At 37.0% G+C, this 16,343-nt stretch carries 13 protein-coding genes; 11 read left to right on the top strand and 2 right to left on the bottom strand.

Going from position 1 to position 16,343, the window contains the following annotated elements; genetic code table 11:
• Positions 1 to 128 precede the first annotated feature (128 nt).
• Both DBO93_RS17575 and DBO93_RS17570 read left to right on the top strand, forming a co-directional pair.
• Complete coding sequence (locus DBO93_RS17575) at positions 129 to 620, top strand: NYN domain-containing protein (protein WP_108457490.1); 492 nt, start codon at positions 129 to 131, stop codon at positions 618 to 620.
• Between the two features lie 187 nt (positions 621 to 807).
• The gene (locus DBO93_RS17570; RefSeq protein WP_108457489.1) at positions 808 to 1,752 is read left to right on the top strand and encodes a response regulator; all 945 of its coding nucleotides are present in this window, start codon (positions 808 to 810) and stop codon (positions 1,750 to 1,752) included.
• A 130-nt stretch (positions 1,753 to 1,882) separates the two neighbouring features.
• Here the strand turns inward: DBO93_RS17570 and putP are convergent, their stop codons facing one another.
• Positions 1,883 to 3,373, bottom strand: coding sequence for a sodium/proline symporter PutP (gene putP / locus DBO93_RS17565; protein ID WP_108457488.1), 1,491 nt, complete (start codon positions 3,371 to 3,373; stop codon positions 1,883 to 1,885).
• Between the two features lie 353 nt (positions 3,374 to 3,726).
• On the opposite strand from putP, the gene DBO93_RS17560 reads away from it, so the two are divergent.
• The 6 genes from DBO93_RS17560 (at position 3,727) to DBO93_RS17535 (ending at position 13,572) form a co-directional block, all read left to right on the top strand.
• A complete protein-coding gene (locus DBO93_RS17560; protein ID WP_108457487.1) occupies positions 3,727 to 4,302 on the top strand; it encodes an RNA polymerase sigma factor in 576 nt (191 codons plus the stop codon).
• Complete coding sequence (locus DBO93_RS17555; protein ID WP_108457486.1) at positions 4,299 to 5,342, top strand: FecR domain-containing protein; 1,044 nt, start codon at positions 4,299 to 4,301, stop codon at positions 5,340 to 5,342. Before DBO93_RS17560 ends, DBO93_RS17555 begins: the two co-directional genes overlap by 4 nt.
• Before the next feature lie 117 nt (positions 5,343 to 5,459).
• Positions 5,460 to 8,048, top strand: coding sequence for a TonB-dependent receptor (locus DBO93_RS17550; RefSeq protein ID WP_108457485.1), 2,589 nt, complete (start codon positions 5,460 to 5,462; stop codon positions 8,046 to 8,048).
• Positions 8,049 to 8,460: 412 nt separating this feature from the next.
• Positions 8,461 to 11,430, top strand: coding sequence for a TonB-dependent receptor (locus DBO93_RS17545; RefSeq protein ID WP_108457484.1), 2,970 nt, complete (start codon positions 8,461 to 8,463; stop codon positions 11,428 to 11,430).
• Between the two features lie 521 nt (positions 11,431 to 11,951).
• Positions 11,952 to 13,043 carry a hypothetical protein gene (locus DBO93_RS17540; protein ID WP_108457483.1) on the top strand — a complete coding sequence of 364 codons (1,092 nt, stop codon included), beginning with the start codon at positions 11,952 to 11,954 and terminating at the stop codon, positions 13,041 to 13,043.
• Positions 13,044 to 13,122: 79 nt separating this feature from the next.
• A complete protein-coding gene (locus tag DBO93_RS17535; RefSeq protein ID WP_162533826.1) occupies positions 13,123 to 13,572 on the top strand; it encodes a hypothetical protein in 450 nt (149 codons plus the stop codon).
• Between the two features lie 10 nt (positions 13,573 to 13,582).
• Here DBO93_RS17535 and DBO93_RS17530 read toward each other — a convergent pair whose 3' ends face one another.
• Entirely contained in the window at positions 13,583 to 14,200 is a 618-nt protein-coding gene (locus DBO93_RS17530) for a hypothetical protein (RefSeq protein ID WP_108457481.1), read from the bottom strand.
• A 195-nt stretch (positions 14,201 to 14,395) separates the two neighbouring features.
• Here DBO93_RS17530 and DBO93_RS17525 point away from each other — a divergent pair, with 195 nt between their 5' ends.
• From DBO93_RS17525 to DBO93_RS17515, 3 genes are read left to right on the top strand one after another with little or no spacing between them, the layout of a single operon-like run.
• A complete protein-coding gene (locus DBO93_RS17525) occupies positions 14,396 to 15,028 on the top strand; it encodes a type II secretion system protein (RefSeq protein ID WP_162533825.1) in 633 nt (210 codons plus the stop codon).
• A 40-nt stretch (positions 15,029 to 15,068) separates the two neighbouring features.
• Positions 15,069 to 15,779: a type II secretion system protein gene (locus DBO93_RS17520; protein ID WP_108457479.1), complete on the top strand. Its 711-nt coding sequence runs from the start codon at positions 15,069 to 15,071 to the stop codon at positions 15,777 to 15,779.
• Between the two features lie 49 nt (positions 15,780 to 15,828).
• Complete coding sequence (locus DBO93_RS17515) at positions 15,829 to 16,335, top strand: hypothetical protein (protein ID WP_108457478.1); 507 nt, start codon at positions 15,829 to 15,831, stop codon at positions 16,333 to 16,335.
• The last annotated feature ends 8 nt before the right edge of the window (positions 16,336 to 16,343 follow it).

The following is a 16,343-nucleotide window of genomic DNA, read 5'->3' as shown; positions in this document are numbered from 1 at the left end:
TTAGCGATGAGTAGTTTTATTCGTTAATAATTAACTGCTAAAAATACTTATTCCAAGTACTATAATGAAATATAAAGAAATAAACGAAGTATTGGCAAGCCATACTTCATTAAGCCGATAGGAAACTTATGCAAAATAGCCCTAAACCATTAAAAATTGCTATATTTGTAGATGTACAAAATATTTATTACACCACGCGTGACACTTTTAAACAGCAATTTAACTATCGTGCTTTTTGGCAGCAAATTAGCCAACAAGGGGATATTGTTCTGGCCAATGCTTATGCAATACAACGCAGCGACGACCAACAACATAAATTCCAAAAAGCGTTAAAACATATCGGCTTTGATGTGAAGCTTAAACCGTTTATTCAACGAAGAGATGGCTCAGCTAAAGGTGATTGGGATGTGGGTATAGCGATTGATGTTATGGAAGCGGCTCCCGATGTTGACATGGTTATACTGCTTTCTGGTGACGGTGACTTTGATTTATTACTGAAAAAAGTTATGTCACGTGATGGTATAAAAACGCATGTTTATGGTGTCACAGCTTTAACGGCGCAGTCTTTAATTAATGCCGCGAGTGAGTTTTTCCCTATCGATAGGAATCTCTTGTTATAAGAGGTTAAAAGCGTTTAACCTGCTCTCAACTTTACAGGCTCAGCATTTGTTACTTAGCATATTCTGCAAAATATTTTGTAATACAAGATGCTTTTCATCAAAAGTCAGCTAAATTTGTATTTATTGTTTGGGCTTAGTATTGTACCCATAAAATTGTCATAGAAATAATTATAAACAAGGAAATATCATGTCAGTAGAAGCGCTATATAAAGTTATTTTATACCCATTTATCAATGAGTCACTTGCCAGTTTAAAAGCAATGACGAACTTGGTTGGTGAAGCTGGGGAAGCTTTTGTCGATAATGTTGATGACTTTCGCTTTAAAGGCTATGCAGTATGCTCTGAAGTTACAGGTGGTTTAGATGGCGTAATTATGATGCATCATTACCCAGAAACAGCTATCGCCATTGGTAACTCTGTTTGTGAGCACATGTTTGAAGAAAAATATCAGTTCACTGAAATTAATGAAGAGCTAAGTCATGCGCTAGCGGAATGGGGCAACACCATCGTAGGCCGCTCAACTGATCTACATGGCCGTTATAGTTTAGATTATAAATTTTCAAGCCCGTACTTTGTTCATGATGTTAATGACATGGATAAATATTTAGCCGGTGTTACCGAAGTTATTACCGTGCCTATTACTATTGAAGGCGTAGGGCGTTATTACTTTAATTTACTGATCCGTAAAGTTGAATATCAATCAATAGGTATCAAACGCGAAGCCAGTACAGGTATTAGCAACCCACATACCAATGTATTACCACTCGAAAGTAAAATATTACTAGTAGATGATAGCGGCATGATACGCAAAGCACTTAAACGCTATTTAGCACAATTAGGTTATAACAATGTGATTGAAGCTGACGATGGTTCGGTAGCCGTTACTATGGTGCAAGAGCAACAACCTGACTTTATGTTTATGGATGTGGTGATGAGTGACATGAATGGCGATGAAGCCTTAGCTAATATCCGCGCTAATGGCAGTAATGTGCCTGTGGTTATGTTGTCATCAGTTACTGATCAAGCGCTGATACAAAGCTGTGCAAGTAAAGGCATTTCAGGCTTTATATTTAAGCCTATTCAAGCTGATACTGGTGCTGAAATTATTAAAGATTATTTAAAGATAGCTTAATATGAGCTGCAAAACAGTGATGGTTATTTACATTTAATAATTATTAATCATCACGCTCTAACTCATTTATAAAATTGAGCAATGCAGGGATAATATAAGTATAAATACTACTTATATTATCCCTTTTTATTTATTGAGAGTGAATAACTTCAACTTTATCAAACAATTTTTCAATTGAAGGGGAAACATTTCCGGTAATTTTACTGACTACCACAATAGCGATTGTCGATAAAATAAACCCAGGGACTATTTCATAAATACTGGCACTTAACGACTGACCATTGATTGTGATGGGCGCATAAATCCAGATTAATACCGTGACAGCACCAACTACCATACCCGCAAGCGCGCCGTTACGATTCATTTTTTTCCAGTAAAGACTCAAAATGACCACAGGCCCAAATGCTGAACCAAAGCCAGCCCAAGCATTACTGACTAAGTCTAATACTGAGCTATTGCGATCATACGCTAAATAAACCGCAACTAAGGCGACAATCAGTACCGATATTCTTCCTACTAATACTAATCGTTGATCACTGGCTTTTTTATCCAAAAAGGTATGATAAAAATCGCCCGTTAATGAGCTTGAGGTCACTAGTAGTTGCGATGATATGGTACTCATAATTGCGGCAAGAATGGCGGCAAGTAAAAATCCAGATATTAAAGGGCTAAATAAAACTTGTGACAACAAAATGAAAATAGTTTCAGGGTCTTCTAATGCAACGCCGGTATTTTTAACATAAACAATACCCGCAAACCCAGTGGCCATTGCACCGCATATCGCGACAATCATCCAGCTCATGCCAATACGTCGAGCAGTGGGGATGTCTTTGACCGAACGAATAGCCATAAATCTGACAATAATGTGGGGTTGCCCGAAATACCCTAAACCCCAAGACATGGCAGAAATTACCCCAACGATACCAATACCACTAAACATATTGAGTAATTCGGGATTCATTTCTTGAATACTGCTATGTACTGTTGCTAATCCACCGACATCATTAATAACAACAACCGGCACTAAAACTAAGGCGATGAACATAATACAGCCTTGCACGAAGTCGGTTAAACTTACCGCAAGAAAGCCACCAAATAAAGTATAGGAAACCACCACGCCTGCAGTTACATATAAGCCTAATTCATAGTTTAAACCGAATGAACTTTCGAATAGCTTACCGCCTGCGACTATGCCGGATGAGGTATAGAGGGTGAAAAAAACAATGATAACAATGGAAGAAATTAACCTGAGTGCGCGAGATTTATCTTCAAAGCGATGCTCAAAAAAATCAGGCAATGTAATCGAGTCGTTAGCAAGCTCAGTATATGTGCGTAAACGAGGAGCAACCACGAGATAATTCAAAAATGAACCAATCACCAAGCCTATCGCAATCCACAAGCTGCTGATCCCTACGATATACATAGCACCAGGCAAGCCCATCAGCATCCAGCCACTCATATCTGATGCACCGGCTGATAATGCTGTTACGGAAGGGCTTAAACTACGTCCTCCCAACATATAGCCAGAAACATCGTTGGTTGTCTTTCTATATGCATATATGCCGATGCCGATCATGGCACAAAAATAAAGCCCTAAAGAGAAAAGTGTTTCAAATTCCAAAGTAATACCCACCGTTATATTTTTTAATAGTGTTAATAAGCCAATGTATCGATAAAGAGTTTACTGGCGGAATAATCCATAAACATTTATTAAGAAACTTAAATTTAAAATTAAAACTTCCTTAAAGTCTGATTTTTAAGGTAAAAATTAAAGCATTTATGACAAAGGCTACTATGTGCATTAACGCTAAACTTAATGTTAATAAGATTGGCAATATTAAGCGTAGATTTGTTGTTGAATATTTTATGCAGACAAGGATAAAAAGGTTATTATCGAATATTAAATTAAAATTTTTTATGGATTAGGCCGTAAACACACTCTTTAATAGTAGCCTAGGTAATTGGACATATTGAATGCCAACAAAGACACCGCCAAACAACAGAATTTTTGAAGCTTTTCAATCATGTAGAGATGGGTTGGTGCGCTCAATTATGAAAATGAGCGTAAAACAGCAAGATGTTGATGATATTTTACAAGAAACCTTTATTCGAGTTTTACAATCTGATGCTCAACAAGAAATAAAATCTCCTAAAGGCTATTTATTTGTTGTATCACGAAATTTGGTGCTGAAGAAGTTAACGCAGCAATCAAAAGAAATAGATAATGAAATTGATGAAGCCTTACTTGAGAGTGATGTTGATAATACGGTTGAGAAAGAATTATACCAAAAACTTAAGTTTGAACGTTTCTTGGAAGTATTAAACGCATTACCTGAAAAAAATCGCCGAGCGATACTCTTAAGAAAATTATATTGTTTAAGTCATAAAGAAATAGCTAAAAAAATGAATATATCCGTCAGTTCAGTTGAAAAAAATATAGCCAAAGGCTTAAAGCAATGTAAGCAGTCTCTTTATGCTCAAGGATACGATGTAAACGAGTCCAAACAAGCCATTCCGCTTAATAAGTTGAACGAGGAAAGTAGAAAATGAATTCAAGTAATAAAGTAGTTCCTCTTCATACCTCAAATAGTATTGACGACGAAGCATCGCTTTGGTTGGTACGACTAGATAATGGGAGTTTATCTCGACAAGCTAAAAAAGACTTTAAAGCATGGTTAGCAGTAGATAAACGCCACTTAGTTGCATTAAAAGCAATGGCTGATGTGTGGAATGATATGGACGAAGTCTTAAGTATGATTACCGATGAAGGTAGTTCAGAAAATATATCGTTATGGCCAATATTAACCCCTGTTTTTAAACCGTTGATGTTAGCGGCAAGTGTGAGTTTTTTAGCTGTTTTACTTTGGTTGACTGTGCCTGAAGGTGTGCAGAAAAATTCATATGCGACTGTAATTGGCCAGCAACTCGATACCACGTTTGCTGACGGTTCAATTATTCACTTAAATACGAATACGGTGATTGAAACTGAGTTTTCTAAAGACAAGCGCATAATAAAGCTTATTCAAGGTGAAGCGCTTTTTGACGTCGCTCACGATCCTAATCGTCCTTTTATTGTTTATGCCGGTGATCGCTTAGTTCAGGCTATTGGAACAAAATTTGTTGTGCATATAAAGTCTGAGAACATCCAAGTAACCGTAACGGATGGTAAAGTTAAAATGTCAAAAGTGGCTACTGATACCCCACTGTCTGATATTAAAGAGCTGAATAATACAGTAGTTCAAGCAGATGATGTCTTTATTGTAAAAGGTGAAAAAGTTGTTGCTAACAATAACCAAACGCCAATTTTAACGCATATTAAAACAGAAAATTTACAACGTGAACTTTCGTGGCTTGATGGCAAGTTAATTTTTGATAATGAAACACTATTTGATGTTATCGAAGAAATTAATCGCTATCTCGACATCACTATTGTATTAAAAGATCCTTCGCTACACGCACTAAGAATGAGTGGGCGTTTTGACTTAGGCGATAGCGAAGCGTTAATTGAAGCGATAGAGTTATCATTTAATATTCAGTCCCAACGCATTGATTCAAATAAAATATTATTGACTAAAAAAATAAAAACCTAAATTAATTAAAAAAACTTTACGGATTTTTATACCTTCGAGCTCTTTAAGTTAAGTTGCAAAATTTTTACAAAAAAAGTAACTAAACAAAATAATTATAAAACTCGGGAAGGAAATAACATGTCTAATAAATTCCGTACAGGAACGTTAGCAATTGCTGTAAGTTTAGCTTTAGGAACTACATCTACTTATGCTGCTGAAGATAATAGTGCAAAAATTAAAGCAGAAAAAGATGTAGAAAAAATTGTTGTCGTAGGCTCGCGTGGTGCTCCTCGCTCAGTAAACGACTCTCCTGTACCAATTGACTTAATTGGTGGAGAAGAACTAGCGCGTGGCGGTAATACCGACATGCTTGAATTAATAAAAGGCAGTGTTCCTTCCTTTAACGTCCACTCAAACCCTATTTCAGATGCGGCAAGTTTAGTTAAACCTGCCAATCTACGTGGTTTATCATCTGACAGTACTTTGATTTTAGTTAACGGCAAACGTCGTCATCGTGCTTCTGTCATTGCATTATTAGGTGGCGGTATTAATGATGGTGCCCAAGGTCCTGATATTTCAGTTATCCCTAGCGTTGCATTAAAACAAGTTGAAGTACTTCGTGATGGCGCCGCTGCACAATATGGCTCTGATGCTATTGCTGGTGTAATGAACTTTGTTTTAAAAGATGACGCTGATGGTGGCTCTTTAACTGCTCGTTATGGCTCTTATTATGAAGGCGACGGCGATACCATGGAAGTATCTGGTAACGTTGGTATGCCATTAACGAAAGACGGCTTTTTGAATTTAAGTTTTCAATATAAAAATGCTGATGCAACTAGTCGAAGTGTACAACGCCCTGACGCAGCAGCTTTTATCGCTGCAGGTAACACGGCTGTATCAGACTTAGCTCAAATTTGGGGCTCTCCTGAAGTAAATGATGACTACACTATTTTTGTAAACTCAGGTTTAGACTTAGGTAACGATAGCGAAGCCTACATGTTTGGTAACTTCTCTGAGCGTGATGTTCGCGGTGGTTTCTACTATCGTAATCCGCATACTCGTGGTGGTGTTTATAGTAATGGTGATACCGATGGTGATGGCGTATCAAATCTCCTTATCGCAGATTTAGACGGTTTGGGTGTTGGAGGCAGTTGTTCTCCTGTCAACGTGACTAGCGCTAATGTATTAACGCAAGACGATTACATTAACAATGTTGCTAATAATGACAATTGTTTTAGTTTCAACGAAATGTTACCAGGTGGTTTTACACCAAACTTCGGTGGCAATATTATTGATACCTCAATCACTTTAGGTACACGTGGTGAACTAGATAACGGTGTAATGTATGACGTTAGTGGTTCTGTTGGCTTTAACGAATCTACTTATGTAATTTATGATACCTTAAACGCCTCTTTAGGTCCTGCAACTCCGCGTGACTTTAGTCCAGGTAAACATACTCAGTTAGAAAAAACTTTTAACGTTGATTTCAGCAAAGATATTGATGTTGATATGTTTGAATCATTAATGGTTGCTGGTGGTTATGAATGGCATTCAGAATCATTTGAAGTAACCGCTGGTGATGTTGCATCATATACTGCAGGTCCATACACTGAACAAGGTTTTGGTATCGGCTCTAATGGCTTCCCAGGATTTAAGCCTCAAGCTGCTGGTGTTTATTCTCGCCAAAATTTCGCGTTCTATGTTGATACTGAAGCACAAATAACAGAAGACTTTTTACTAGGTGCAGCACTTCGTTATGAAGACTACAGCTCATTTGGTAGTGACTCTAACTACAAGCTTACAGCACAATATAATGTAACCGATGACTTTTCTTTACGTAGTTCAATCAGTACAGGTTTCCGTGCTCCTACAGTAGGTCAAGCTAATTACTCGAACGTGCAAACCGCATTGGAAAATGGTGCCTTAGTTGATTCTGCATTATTACCAGCGAGTAACCCGATTGCGATACAGTTAGGTGCAACAGAGTTAACACCAGAAACATCTCAAAGTTATACTTTAGGTGCAGTTTGGAATATTGGCGAGCTATTCATTACGCTTGATTACTACAATATTTCAGTTGAAGACCGCGTGTCTCAATCAACTAAATATGAACTAACAGATGATGATAAAACAGCTTTAACCAATGCTGGTGTAGCCAATGTTGAATCAATACAGTTAGTAAGTTTCTTCACAAATGATTTTGATACAACAACATCAGGTGTTGATTTAATCGCTAACTACGGTATGGAATTACTTGATGGTGATGCCAAGTTTAGTTTAGCGTACAACTACAATAAAACTGAAGTTGATAGCTTCACAGCGATTACTGGCGACTTTAAAGTTTCTCGTTTAGAAAATGATTTACCTAATCACCGTGCAACGTTGACTTGGTCACAATCATGGGATGAAGTGAGCTTCTTGATTCGTGGTAATTACTATGGCGAATATCAAGGTGTTCATGTTGACTACGTTGACACAGTTAATACTGGCGATGCTGCAGTAACAATTGATGCCGAGTTTAGTTACTTTGCTTCAGATGACATCGTGTTGTCTGTTGGCGCGCAAAACTTGTTCGACCAAGAAGCAACTGAAATAAACTTCACCGATGCCGGTGCAGCTAGTTGTGGTGGTTGTGTTAATAATCAATGGGGTGGTAAATATTATGAAACATCTCCGTTTGGTTTTAATGGTGGTTTCTACTACGTAAAAGCAACATATAACTTCTAATATCAGCTAGCATATTGTTGATATAAAAAACCCAGCTTTGGCTGGGTTTTTTTATGTCTAATGCTTGATAACTATTCATAGCTTTATCTGCATTAGAAACAGCGACTTTGACCGCTATTACACTCAGTGAGTAGACAATATGAATTACTATTCGTCATTGGCGGTATTTATTAAGCTGACTTGCAAAAAAATATAGCATGAAATTAGAAGCGGAACTTGGCCTTTGCTCGCAGGTTAATGTCATATTGTCAGATTATCGAGAGAGCTAATGATTAGCTTATGATTTAGATTGTTAACGAAATAAATAAATTAGGAAAAATAACTAGTAACTCCAGTCAAACTGCGTTCATAATATAACCATCAAGATAGAGCACTTTTGAGTGAAGAATAAAAAACGTGAGATATTTGTTAAGTGCGTAGTTGGTCACTAAAACAACAAAAAATAAAATACCGTCAATTTATTATTGCATTCTCTTTGCTATTTTTCGGTAATGCTTTGGCGTGTAAAGCCGCTGAGCGCTACCAATTTGAACTCCCTGCCATGTCTGCTGCTCAGGCTTTAGATAAATTAGCCACAATATCGGGTTATTCACTCATATATCCATTTGATGATTCTATCATTGTTGTTAGTAATCCACTTTTTGGTACTTACTCACTTGAAGATGCTTTAGGGCAGTTACTTTTAAACACGCCTCTTAGTGCTTTTGCTACTGAAAAACGTGTTATCGCGGTGTCTTCGGAGCTAAGCAATTATGATTATAATGGTAAAAATTTTGCTATTGATGTGTTCTTAAAAAACCATCTCAAACATCAAATGGATAATATTCTCTTTGGACCTGATTTTCTTACTGCTAATTTACCTGATATAGATTTTTCTTTTCAAGCAATAACTGAAGAAAAAAAATTAACTAACGAAGTCGAAGCTGAGCGTATTCAAATAATTGGCTCTCGTCGAATCAATAGATCGCCAAGCAGTGCTTTAGCGCCATTAGATATCATCAATAAACGTGATTTAAGCTCGCAAGGCAATAACGACCTAATATTCAGTTTGTCGAGTGTTATTCCTTCTTATAATACCAGTCAAGAAGCCATTAGTGATGCAGGTACTATGGTAAGACCTGCTAACCTTAGAGGATTGCCAACCGATAGCACGCTAATATTAGTGAATGGTAAACGGCGTCATCGCAGTGGCGTGATCTATGAATTTATCTCAGGGTTGAATATTGGCGCTCATGGTGTTGATCTTGAACCTATTCCGAGTATTGCTTTAAAAAGTGTTGAAGTTTTACGTGATGGTGCGGCCGCGCAATATGGTTCTGATGCCATCGCGGGGGTTATTAATTTTCGTTTAGAAAACAGTGCAGATATCAGCCGAATTGAAGTAAGTACAGGCCAATACTACGCTGGAGATGGTTCGACGCTCGAATTGTCTGGTATTCTAGGTAGCCAAATTGGTAGTAGTGGCAGTGCTAATTTTTCATTCCAACTTTCAGAAAGTGACAGCACTTCTCGTGGAATTCAAGATCCTGCAGTACAGTCGTTGATTGATAGCGGTATCAGTGCGGACGATATACAAGATCCTGTTGTTATTTGGGGTGCTCCAAAAATTAGCAACAATATCAAGCTATTCGGTCATTTGGAGATGGATATTGGCGCTAAAAATCAATACCAACAACTTTATATGTTTGGAAATTGGGCGCAGCGCGATATTGATGGCAGCTTTTATTATCGCAATCCTAATACCCGAGCAAGTGTATTTACGAATCCAAATGATGGCACACGACTATTTTTTGATATGACGAGTAATAACACCGGTAATTGTCCAGTACCCACTCTTCCTGGTAGTCCGGGTGATGCTGAAGCTTTAGCGGCTGTTTCAGCTAATCCCAATTGCTTTGCTTTTAATGAGCGTTTTCCTGGTGGCTTTACTCCACGATTTGGCGGCAGAGTAACCGATGAAAGTCTCGCGGTAGGCCTACGAGGCTCGCTAATTAAAAATAATGCCGATCTAACGTATGATATTAGTATGGTCGTTGGGAGAAATCGCAATGATTACAAACTACGCAATAGTGTTAATGCCTCATTAGGTGAAAATTCACCCAGTGACTTTGAGCTTGGTTCTCAAATACAAACCGAAGGTGTATTTAACGCTGATTTTACTTACCCAATTAACGTTGATTTTGAGTCAGACTTGAATGTTGCCTTTGGCTACCAAACTCATTTCGAAAAATTTGAGATTGTTACGGGCGAAACGGCATCTTATCAGGCAGGACCTTTTGATAATAATAGTGAGGCGGTCGGAGCAAATGGCTTTCCTGGTTTCTCACCCGAGACCGCTAGTATTAATGATCGCATATCTAATGCCGTATATTTAGATATAGAAAGCGACATTACAGAAGCGCTCTCTATGTCGCTGGCGATCAGGTATGAAGATATCGCCAAAATAGGCAATACTTTTGACGGGAAAGTGTCATCCCGATTACAGCTCAGCGATGAAATAGCCATACGCTCAACACTGAGTACGGCATTTCGGGCTCCGACTGTGGGTCAATCTACTTTGCAACGCATATCTACCTCAAATTCAATCGTTAATGGTGTTGTAGTGCAACAACGATCACAGCTAGTAAGTGCGTTAAGTCCGATTGCTGTCGCACGATCTGGTGGTGGCCTTGAACCAGAAACTGCAACTAGCTTTAGTATTGGTTTATTATCGGATATAGGACCAGCAAATATTACCTTGGATTATTTTCTTATTGATGTTGATGACAGGCTATCTTTATTTTCGAGTGATGTAACTGCTGTAGATACAAGATTATTAGCCACCTCAGGGGTTAAATCAAACGTCACCAGTATTCAATATTATGCTAATGATTTCGACTCAATAACACAGGGATTTGACTTAGTTGCCAGTTTGCCATTGGAGTTTATTAGCCATAACAGCTTAGTATCACTCGCCTATAACTATACAGAAACAAAGTTAGGTGGTTTTGACAGTAAGAGCCCTATTGCGAATGTTAATGCTCGCAAAGAGCGTGAAGAAGGCATTCCAAATAACCGAGCCGTATTAACCTATTCTCAAAAGCAAGGCCATTTAAGTAGCATGTTACGTGTTAACTACTATGGCAGTTTTTACAATGCACAGTTTAATGACGTATCGCTTATTGAGAAAGTGAATGCAATTGTCATAACAGATGTTGAGTTTTCTTATGAAATTAATGAGAGTTTAACGGTAGCTTTAGGTGCTAATAATATTTTTGACGTCTTTCCTGATGAATACAGTAAAGGGCGAACATCGGGATTTTTAGGGGCTATTTACCCACTTAATTCGCCGATGGGATTTAACGGCGGTTATTATTACCTGCGTATGTCATGGGACTTGTAAGTCTTCCTATCTAAAATCAAAATCAAAATCAAAATCTTGAGCAAGGTACAGCAACAAAATAATTTATGACTTTACGCTTAAGGTTGAGCTAAACACTAAGCTAATTGTTGAATATATTAGAAATAAAAAAAGAATTAAATAGTTAAAGCGGAAGAGCCCTCGAAAATCGGAATCAGCTGTTTCGATCGAATTAACGATCTAGCTAATAAATTAATATGTGTAAAATTCAATGCTACACCAGATTAACTTGAAGTTGGTGCACTTAAATAGCGTATTACTCGTATTGAGGATGGAAGTTCAACAACTAGCTGTATTATTAGGTGTTTTGGCAAAGTTAGGTTGCACAGTAAGTACTCAGGTTTACCGATGATTCAGCCTGAAAAAAAGATATTGGATTGAATACAAATTTGTGGTTATTTTTACTTGACCACTACACATTATATATTGTCGTAATATGGAGCTTTATATAACGACTGTGGTATTATCGAAAATTATTAGAATATAATCAGGCTGTATTTTGGATGTTAGGCATATTTAAATATAGTTATAAAAAACTATTAGCATTAGTTTTATTAGCTATTCCATTTACTGGGGTTACAGAACAATATTTCGATAACTACCAATACCCAACGATTAAGGTTATTGGCTTTTCTGACATTAAATACGATACAGAGAATAAAAAATTTAAATTAGGCCAAGTGGTCGCACAAGTTATCAGTAGTATTGATCAAAACTCCACAATTTTTGGGGAAATAGCTGTAACGGAGACTGATAGTGGGTTTGAAAGCACAGTTGAAAGGCTGATTTTTCGCTATGATTTTAATGACTTATTTAAACTTTCTGTTGGTAAATTCCATACACCGGTAGGTTATTGGAACGCGACTTTTCACCACGGTGCTTGGTTACAAACCTCAATTAATAGACCATCCTCATTTAAATTTGGCAGTGCAATTGTCCCTATTCATTTTAAAGGATTATTGTTAGAAGGTGATTTTATTAATACAGATTTAGGTCTTGGATATCGAATAGGTTACGGTCAAGGATTACATCAAAACTTTGCACGTGCCCAAGTTAATGAACATGCTCATCAAGATGCGTCAGTTGGTGAAAATGCAACTACGTTGCAAATATATAGTAGACCTAGAGCTTTTCCTGGTTTAAATATCGGTTTAAGTTATTTTACAGATACAATACCAGTAGAAAATGCCGCAGCACAAACGGCAACTACTATCACTGATGAAATAATAGGGTTATATGTAGCACTTGAACGTAGAAACCCTGAAATTATTGCTGAAGCTATCCAATTTAAACATAAAGAGAAAGATGGAGATAAAGCTGAAACTCATGGAAATGCCTATTATGTGCAAATTGCATATAGGTTAGCGAAAAGTTGGCAAGATTTTCAACCTTATGCGCGCCTCGACAAGGTAAAAATCGATCGAGAAGATGTGTTAATCAAACAAGATCAGAACTATGAAAGTATAACAGGTGGTATTAGGTATGATTTTTCTAACTATGCCTCTTTAAAGCTTGAATACCGAACTGAAAAGTTAGGCATTCACAAGAATAAAAACGACATAGCTGAGCTACAGTTGAGTTTTGTTTTAGATTAAATACCAACCCAAAAAACTGTTAAGTTTGTAAGGAATGAAAGTGTTATTTACCCGTAAATTTTTATCCATATGTTTATTTATGGCTCCGTTTTTGGTTGTAACAACATCTAAAGCACAAGAGTCGAAAAAGCATGATCCCTTAGCCATAGTTGTTAATGCTAGTTCAACATTAGATGGTTTAAGTAAGAGTGAAGTATCACGTATTTTTCGCTCAGAACAACAGTTTTGGCCTGATAATAAACGAATTATTTTACTTATTCGAGCGCCTATCTCTACAACACGTAGTTTGGTGTTAGAACAGATTTACTCAATGAATGAACAACAATTTCGAAAATACTGGATCCAAAAAATGTTTAAGGCTGAAGTCGCTTCAGGCCCTAAAGTAGTTTATACGTCTGACATGGCAATTGATTTAATCAATGTGATTCCTGGCGCTATCGCATTTGTACCGTTTTCTGAAATAAAGCCAGGCGTAAAAGTGTTGATGATTGATGGGAAGCTTCCTAGCGAAGATGGCTACCCTTGGTAGTTTTTAATCATTATTCTAGTAGCTTTTTTTGATGCTGACTCAGTAACTCTATTACTTGAGAGTTTACCGTCAGCATTTCTTCTTCTGCTTCTGTAATTTCTTTAAAAAATCTAATTGTAATGTAAAGCAGTACACCAGAATTTCCGTTCAAATCAAACGTTTCTTTAATTAATTCACGTAAGCCTTCGTTATAAAGTTTCTCGAAGCGCTTCTGGATATTTTGAGTTAATGATAATGCAGAAACTAAGTCTAAATCCATATATTGTAAAACACCAGTATCAACCATAGTATCCCATGAGCTCGCTCTAAGCATATATGGGTTTAATCCATCAAGTAATTGTCTTATTTCCTCGCCTGTAACTGAGCGATTTTCCATACTCATTTTCACAATTAGCTGATATAAACCCTTATGGTAGGGTGATGAATCATCTAGCCAATTTAAGCTTTGATGAGCCTCTTGCTTAAAGGCGCTAATAGATCGTAAAACCATGTTTTCTTTAGCTTTTGTGTCACTCCATTCTTGGATAGCAAGTGCGGCTAAAATACTGATCATAATCAAAAATGACTCGAAAAATACTTTACCAAACCAAATTCTAATTTTAATAGTTTTTATGTTTTTATTTTTCATGCCTCGATTCGAACATCCAGTTAGTTGCTATCTTCAATCGTCAATATTAATTAAATGAGGTGTGAAAGTATAGCGTTGTAATTCTTAACACTACCTTAAACTGTTAATAGATGTAATTAATTGAAAGTAACTTGTAACAATTTGTGTTATGAAATAGACTGATAAATATAACAAAAATAATAATAGAATATGGATATGACATTTAGAAAAAATTCAGGATTTACATTAATAGAAATGTCATTAGTCCTTGTCATTATTGGACTTATTCTAGGTGCTGTCAGCATCTCAGGAAACCTTCAAAAATCTGCTGCTACCAAAGCCGCTTACACCGATTTTATTTATCCTTGGGCCGGTGTTTATCGCTCATACCATCAATTAACGGGTCGTGTACTCGGAGATTCTGCTGTCTCGCCTTCAGGTCGAGTTAATGGGAGTTTAGATGATCCCATTTGTTTAGATAGTGTTGTAGATGATGAAGACACCGATGATACATTAAGAGTACAGCTACTCAATTTGAAAATGGACTTACCTACCGGGCGTGGCGAATTCAAAGAAACTAATTATGTAGTCACAGATAAAGACAGCAACCCACGTCAAATAGAATTGTGCTTTGCATATACCGATAGTTGGATAGTTGGTTACAAAGACAAGGCAAAAAACAACCCTGTTATTAAAAACAGTAATGTCATGATTATTAAGAATTTACCAATAGAACTTGCAGAAGAAATTGATGTACTTGTCGATAAAACGGTTAATGGTACAACAGGGTTGCTTAGATGGGAATCTGGAACCCTTGTTGTCGATGCACTTTATAAACTTTCAAACTAATAAACTCAAAATATAATTATTGCACAAAAGAGGAAATACAATGAATAGAAGAAAATCACAAGGTTTTACCTTAATAGAAATGGCGTTAGTTTTAGTAGTTATAGGTATCATTTTAGGTGCTGTTTCTGTCGGCATGGATATGCAACGAGATGCCGAAATTAAAAAAATAAAGCAGAAATTTGTCGATGGTTGGGCCTCAGCTTACAACCAAATCTATAGTCGTTCAGGCACCGTAGTGGGAGATAATCCTGCGATGCCATCTAAAATTGTCGGTGCAAAAAAACTAGATGAATCCGCATTAGATACGATTCTAGATACGGGTGACTACGAAGAAATTATAAGTGTTTGTGCAGACGAAGACGAAGTCAATATACAAGATGAATTTAAAGCCGCAGGTATTGAAATGCCTCAAGGTCGTGGTGTTGGCAACGAAGACAACTATGCCTATGCAGACAATAATGGTAATCCCGGTCAATTAACTGTTTGTTTTGAATATATGCCACCAAGTAAAGCTAACGAAGGAAGTTTTGCTAGTGGTAATGTTATGCGTATAACGGGTATGAGTGCTGATTTAGCCGTAGCTCTAGATACACTAATTGACGGCGTACCAGACTCAACAAAAGGTATGTTTCGCATGGACAATTCAGCTGACAAATCTATAGACACTTGGCCTTCAATTATCGGTGAAGATAACGAAAGTGGCAATGCGGCGATCGCACGAGTTGAAGTTATTTTCAAAATGAACCAGTAGAAAAACATTGCCCTTATAGCAAAAGTAAGGGCAAGTTAAGGAGCAAATTATGCAATTGGATAAAAAGCTGAGTCCTGTTCAAATCAAAAGAATATCGATGGGCTTAATAGTAATTTGCTCGTTAATTTTACCTACATTAGCCTATTTTAAGTCAATGCTTAATAGTGAGTTGTATGTCGTAAAAGATGACTTAATGCAGGTTATGGAGCTACAAAACAAAAGAAAAGCTTACGAGCGCGAAATAAGTAAACGTAAAAAGTTTGAAACACTTAAAGGTGAGTTTGCTAACTACGTTACTGAAAAACGTTATATTACGACAGAGCGACATAAGTACAATGTTAATTTAGATAAAGTTGTTCAATTACAGGCACTTCCCGTAAAACTAGCGTCACTGAGATCCATCGCTGGTAAATATTATGTCCCTTCTACTTTCTTTCTTGCGTATCAAGGGTTGCAGCCCACATCTAACCTAGAAGAACGTATAAAATCAGCGATTAAGTCTACAGGTGAAGGCCTGCAAATGAAATTTAACTCAAGTGTTATTTCATACCGCTAAAAATAAAA

The organism is Colwellia sp. Arc7-D (assembly GCF_003061515.1).
GTDB lineage: Bacteria > Pseudomonadota > Gammaproteobacteria > Enterobacterales > Alteromonadaceae > Cognaticolwellia.
Note: the sequence above shows the minus strand (reverse complement) of the source record. Positions and strands in the feature narration are given on the sequence as shown.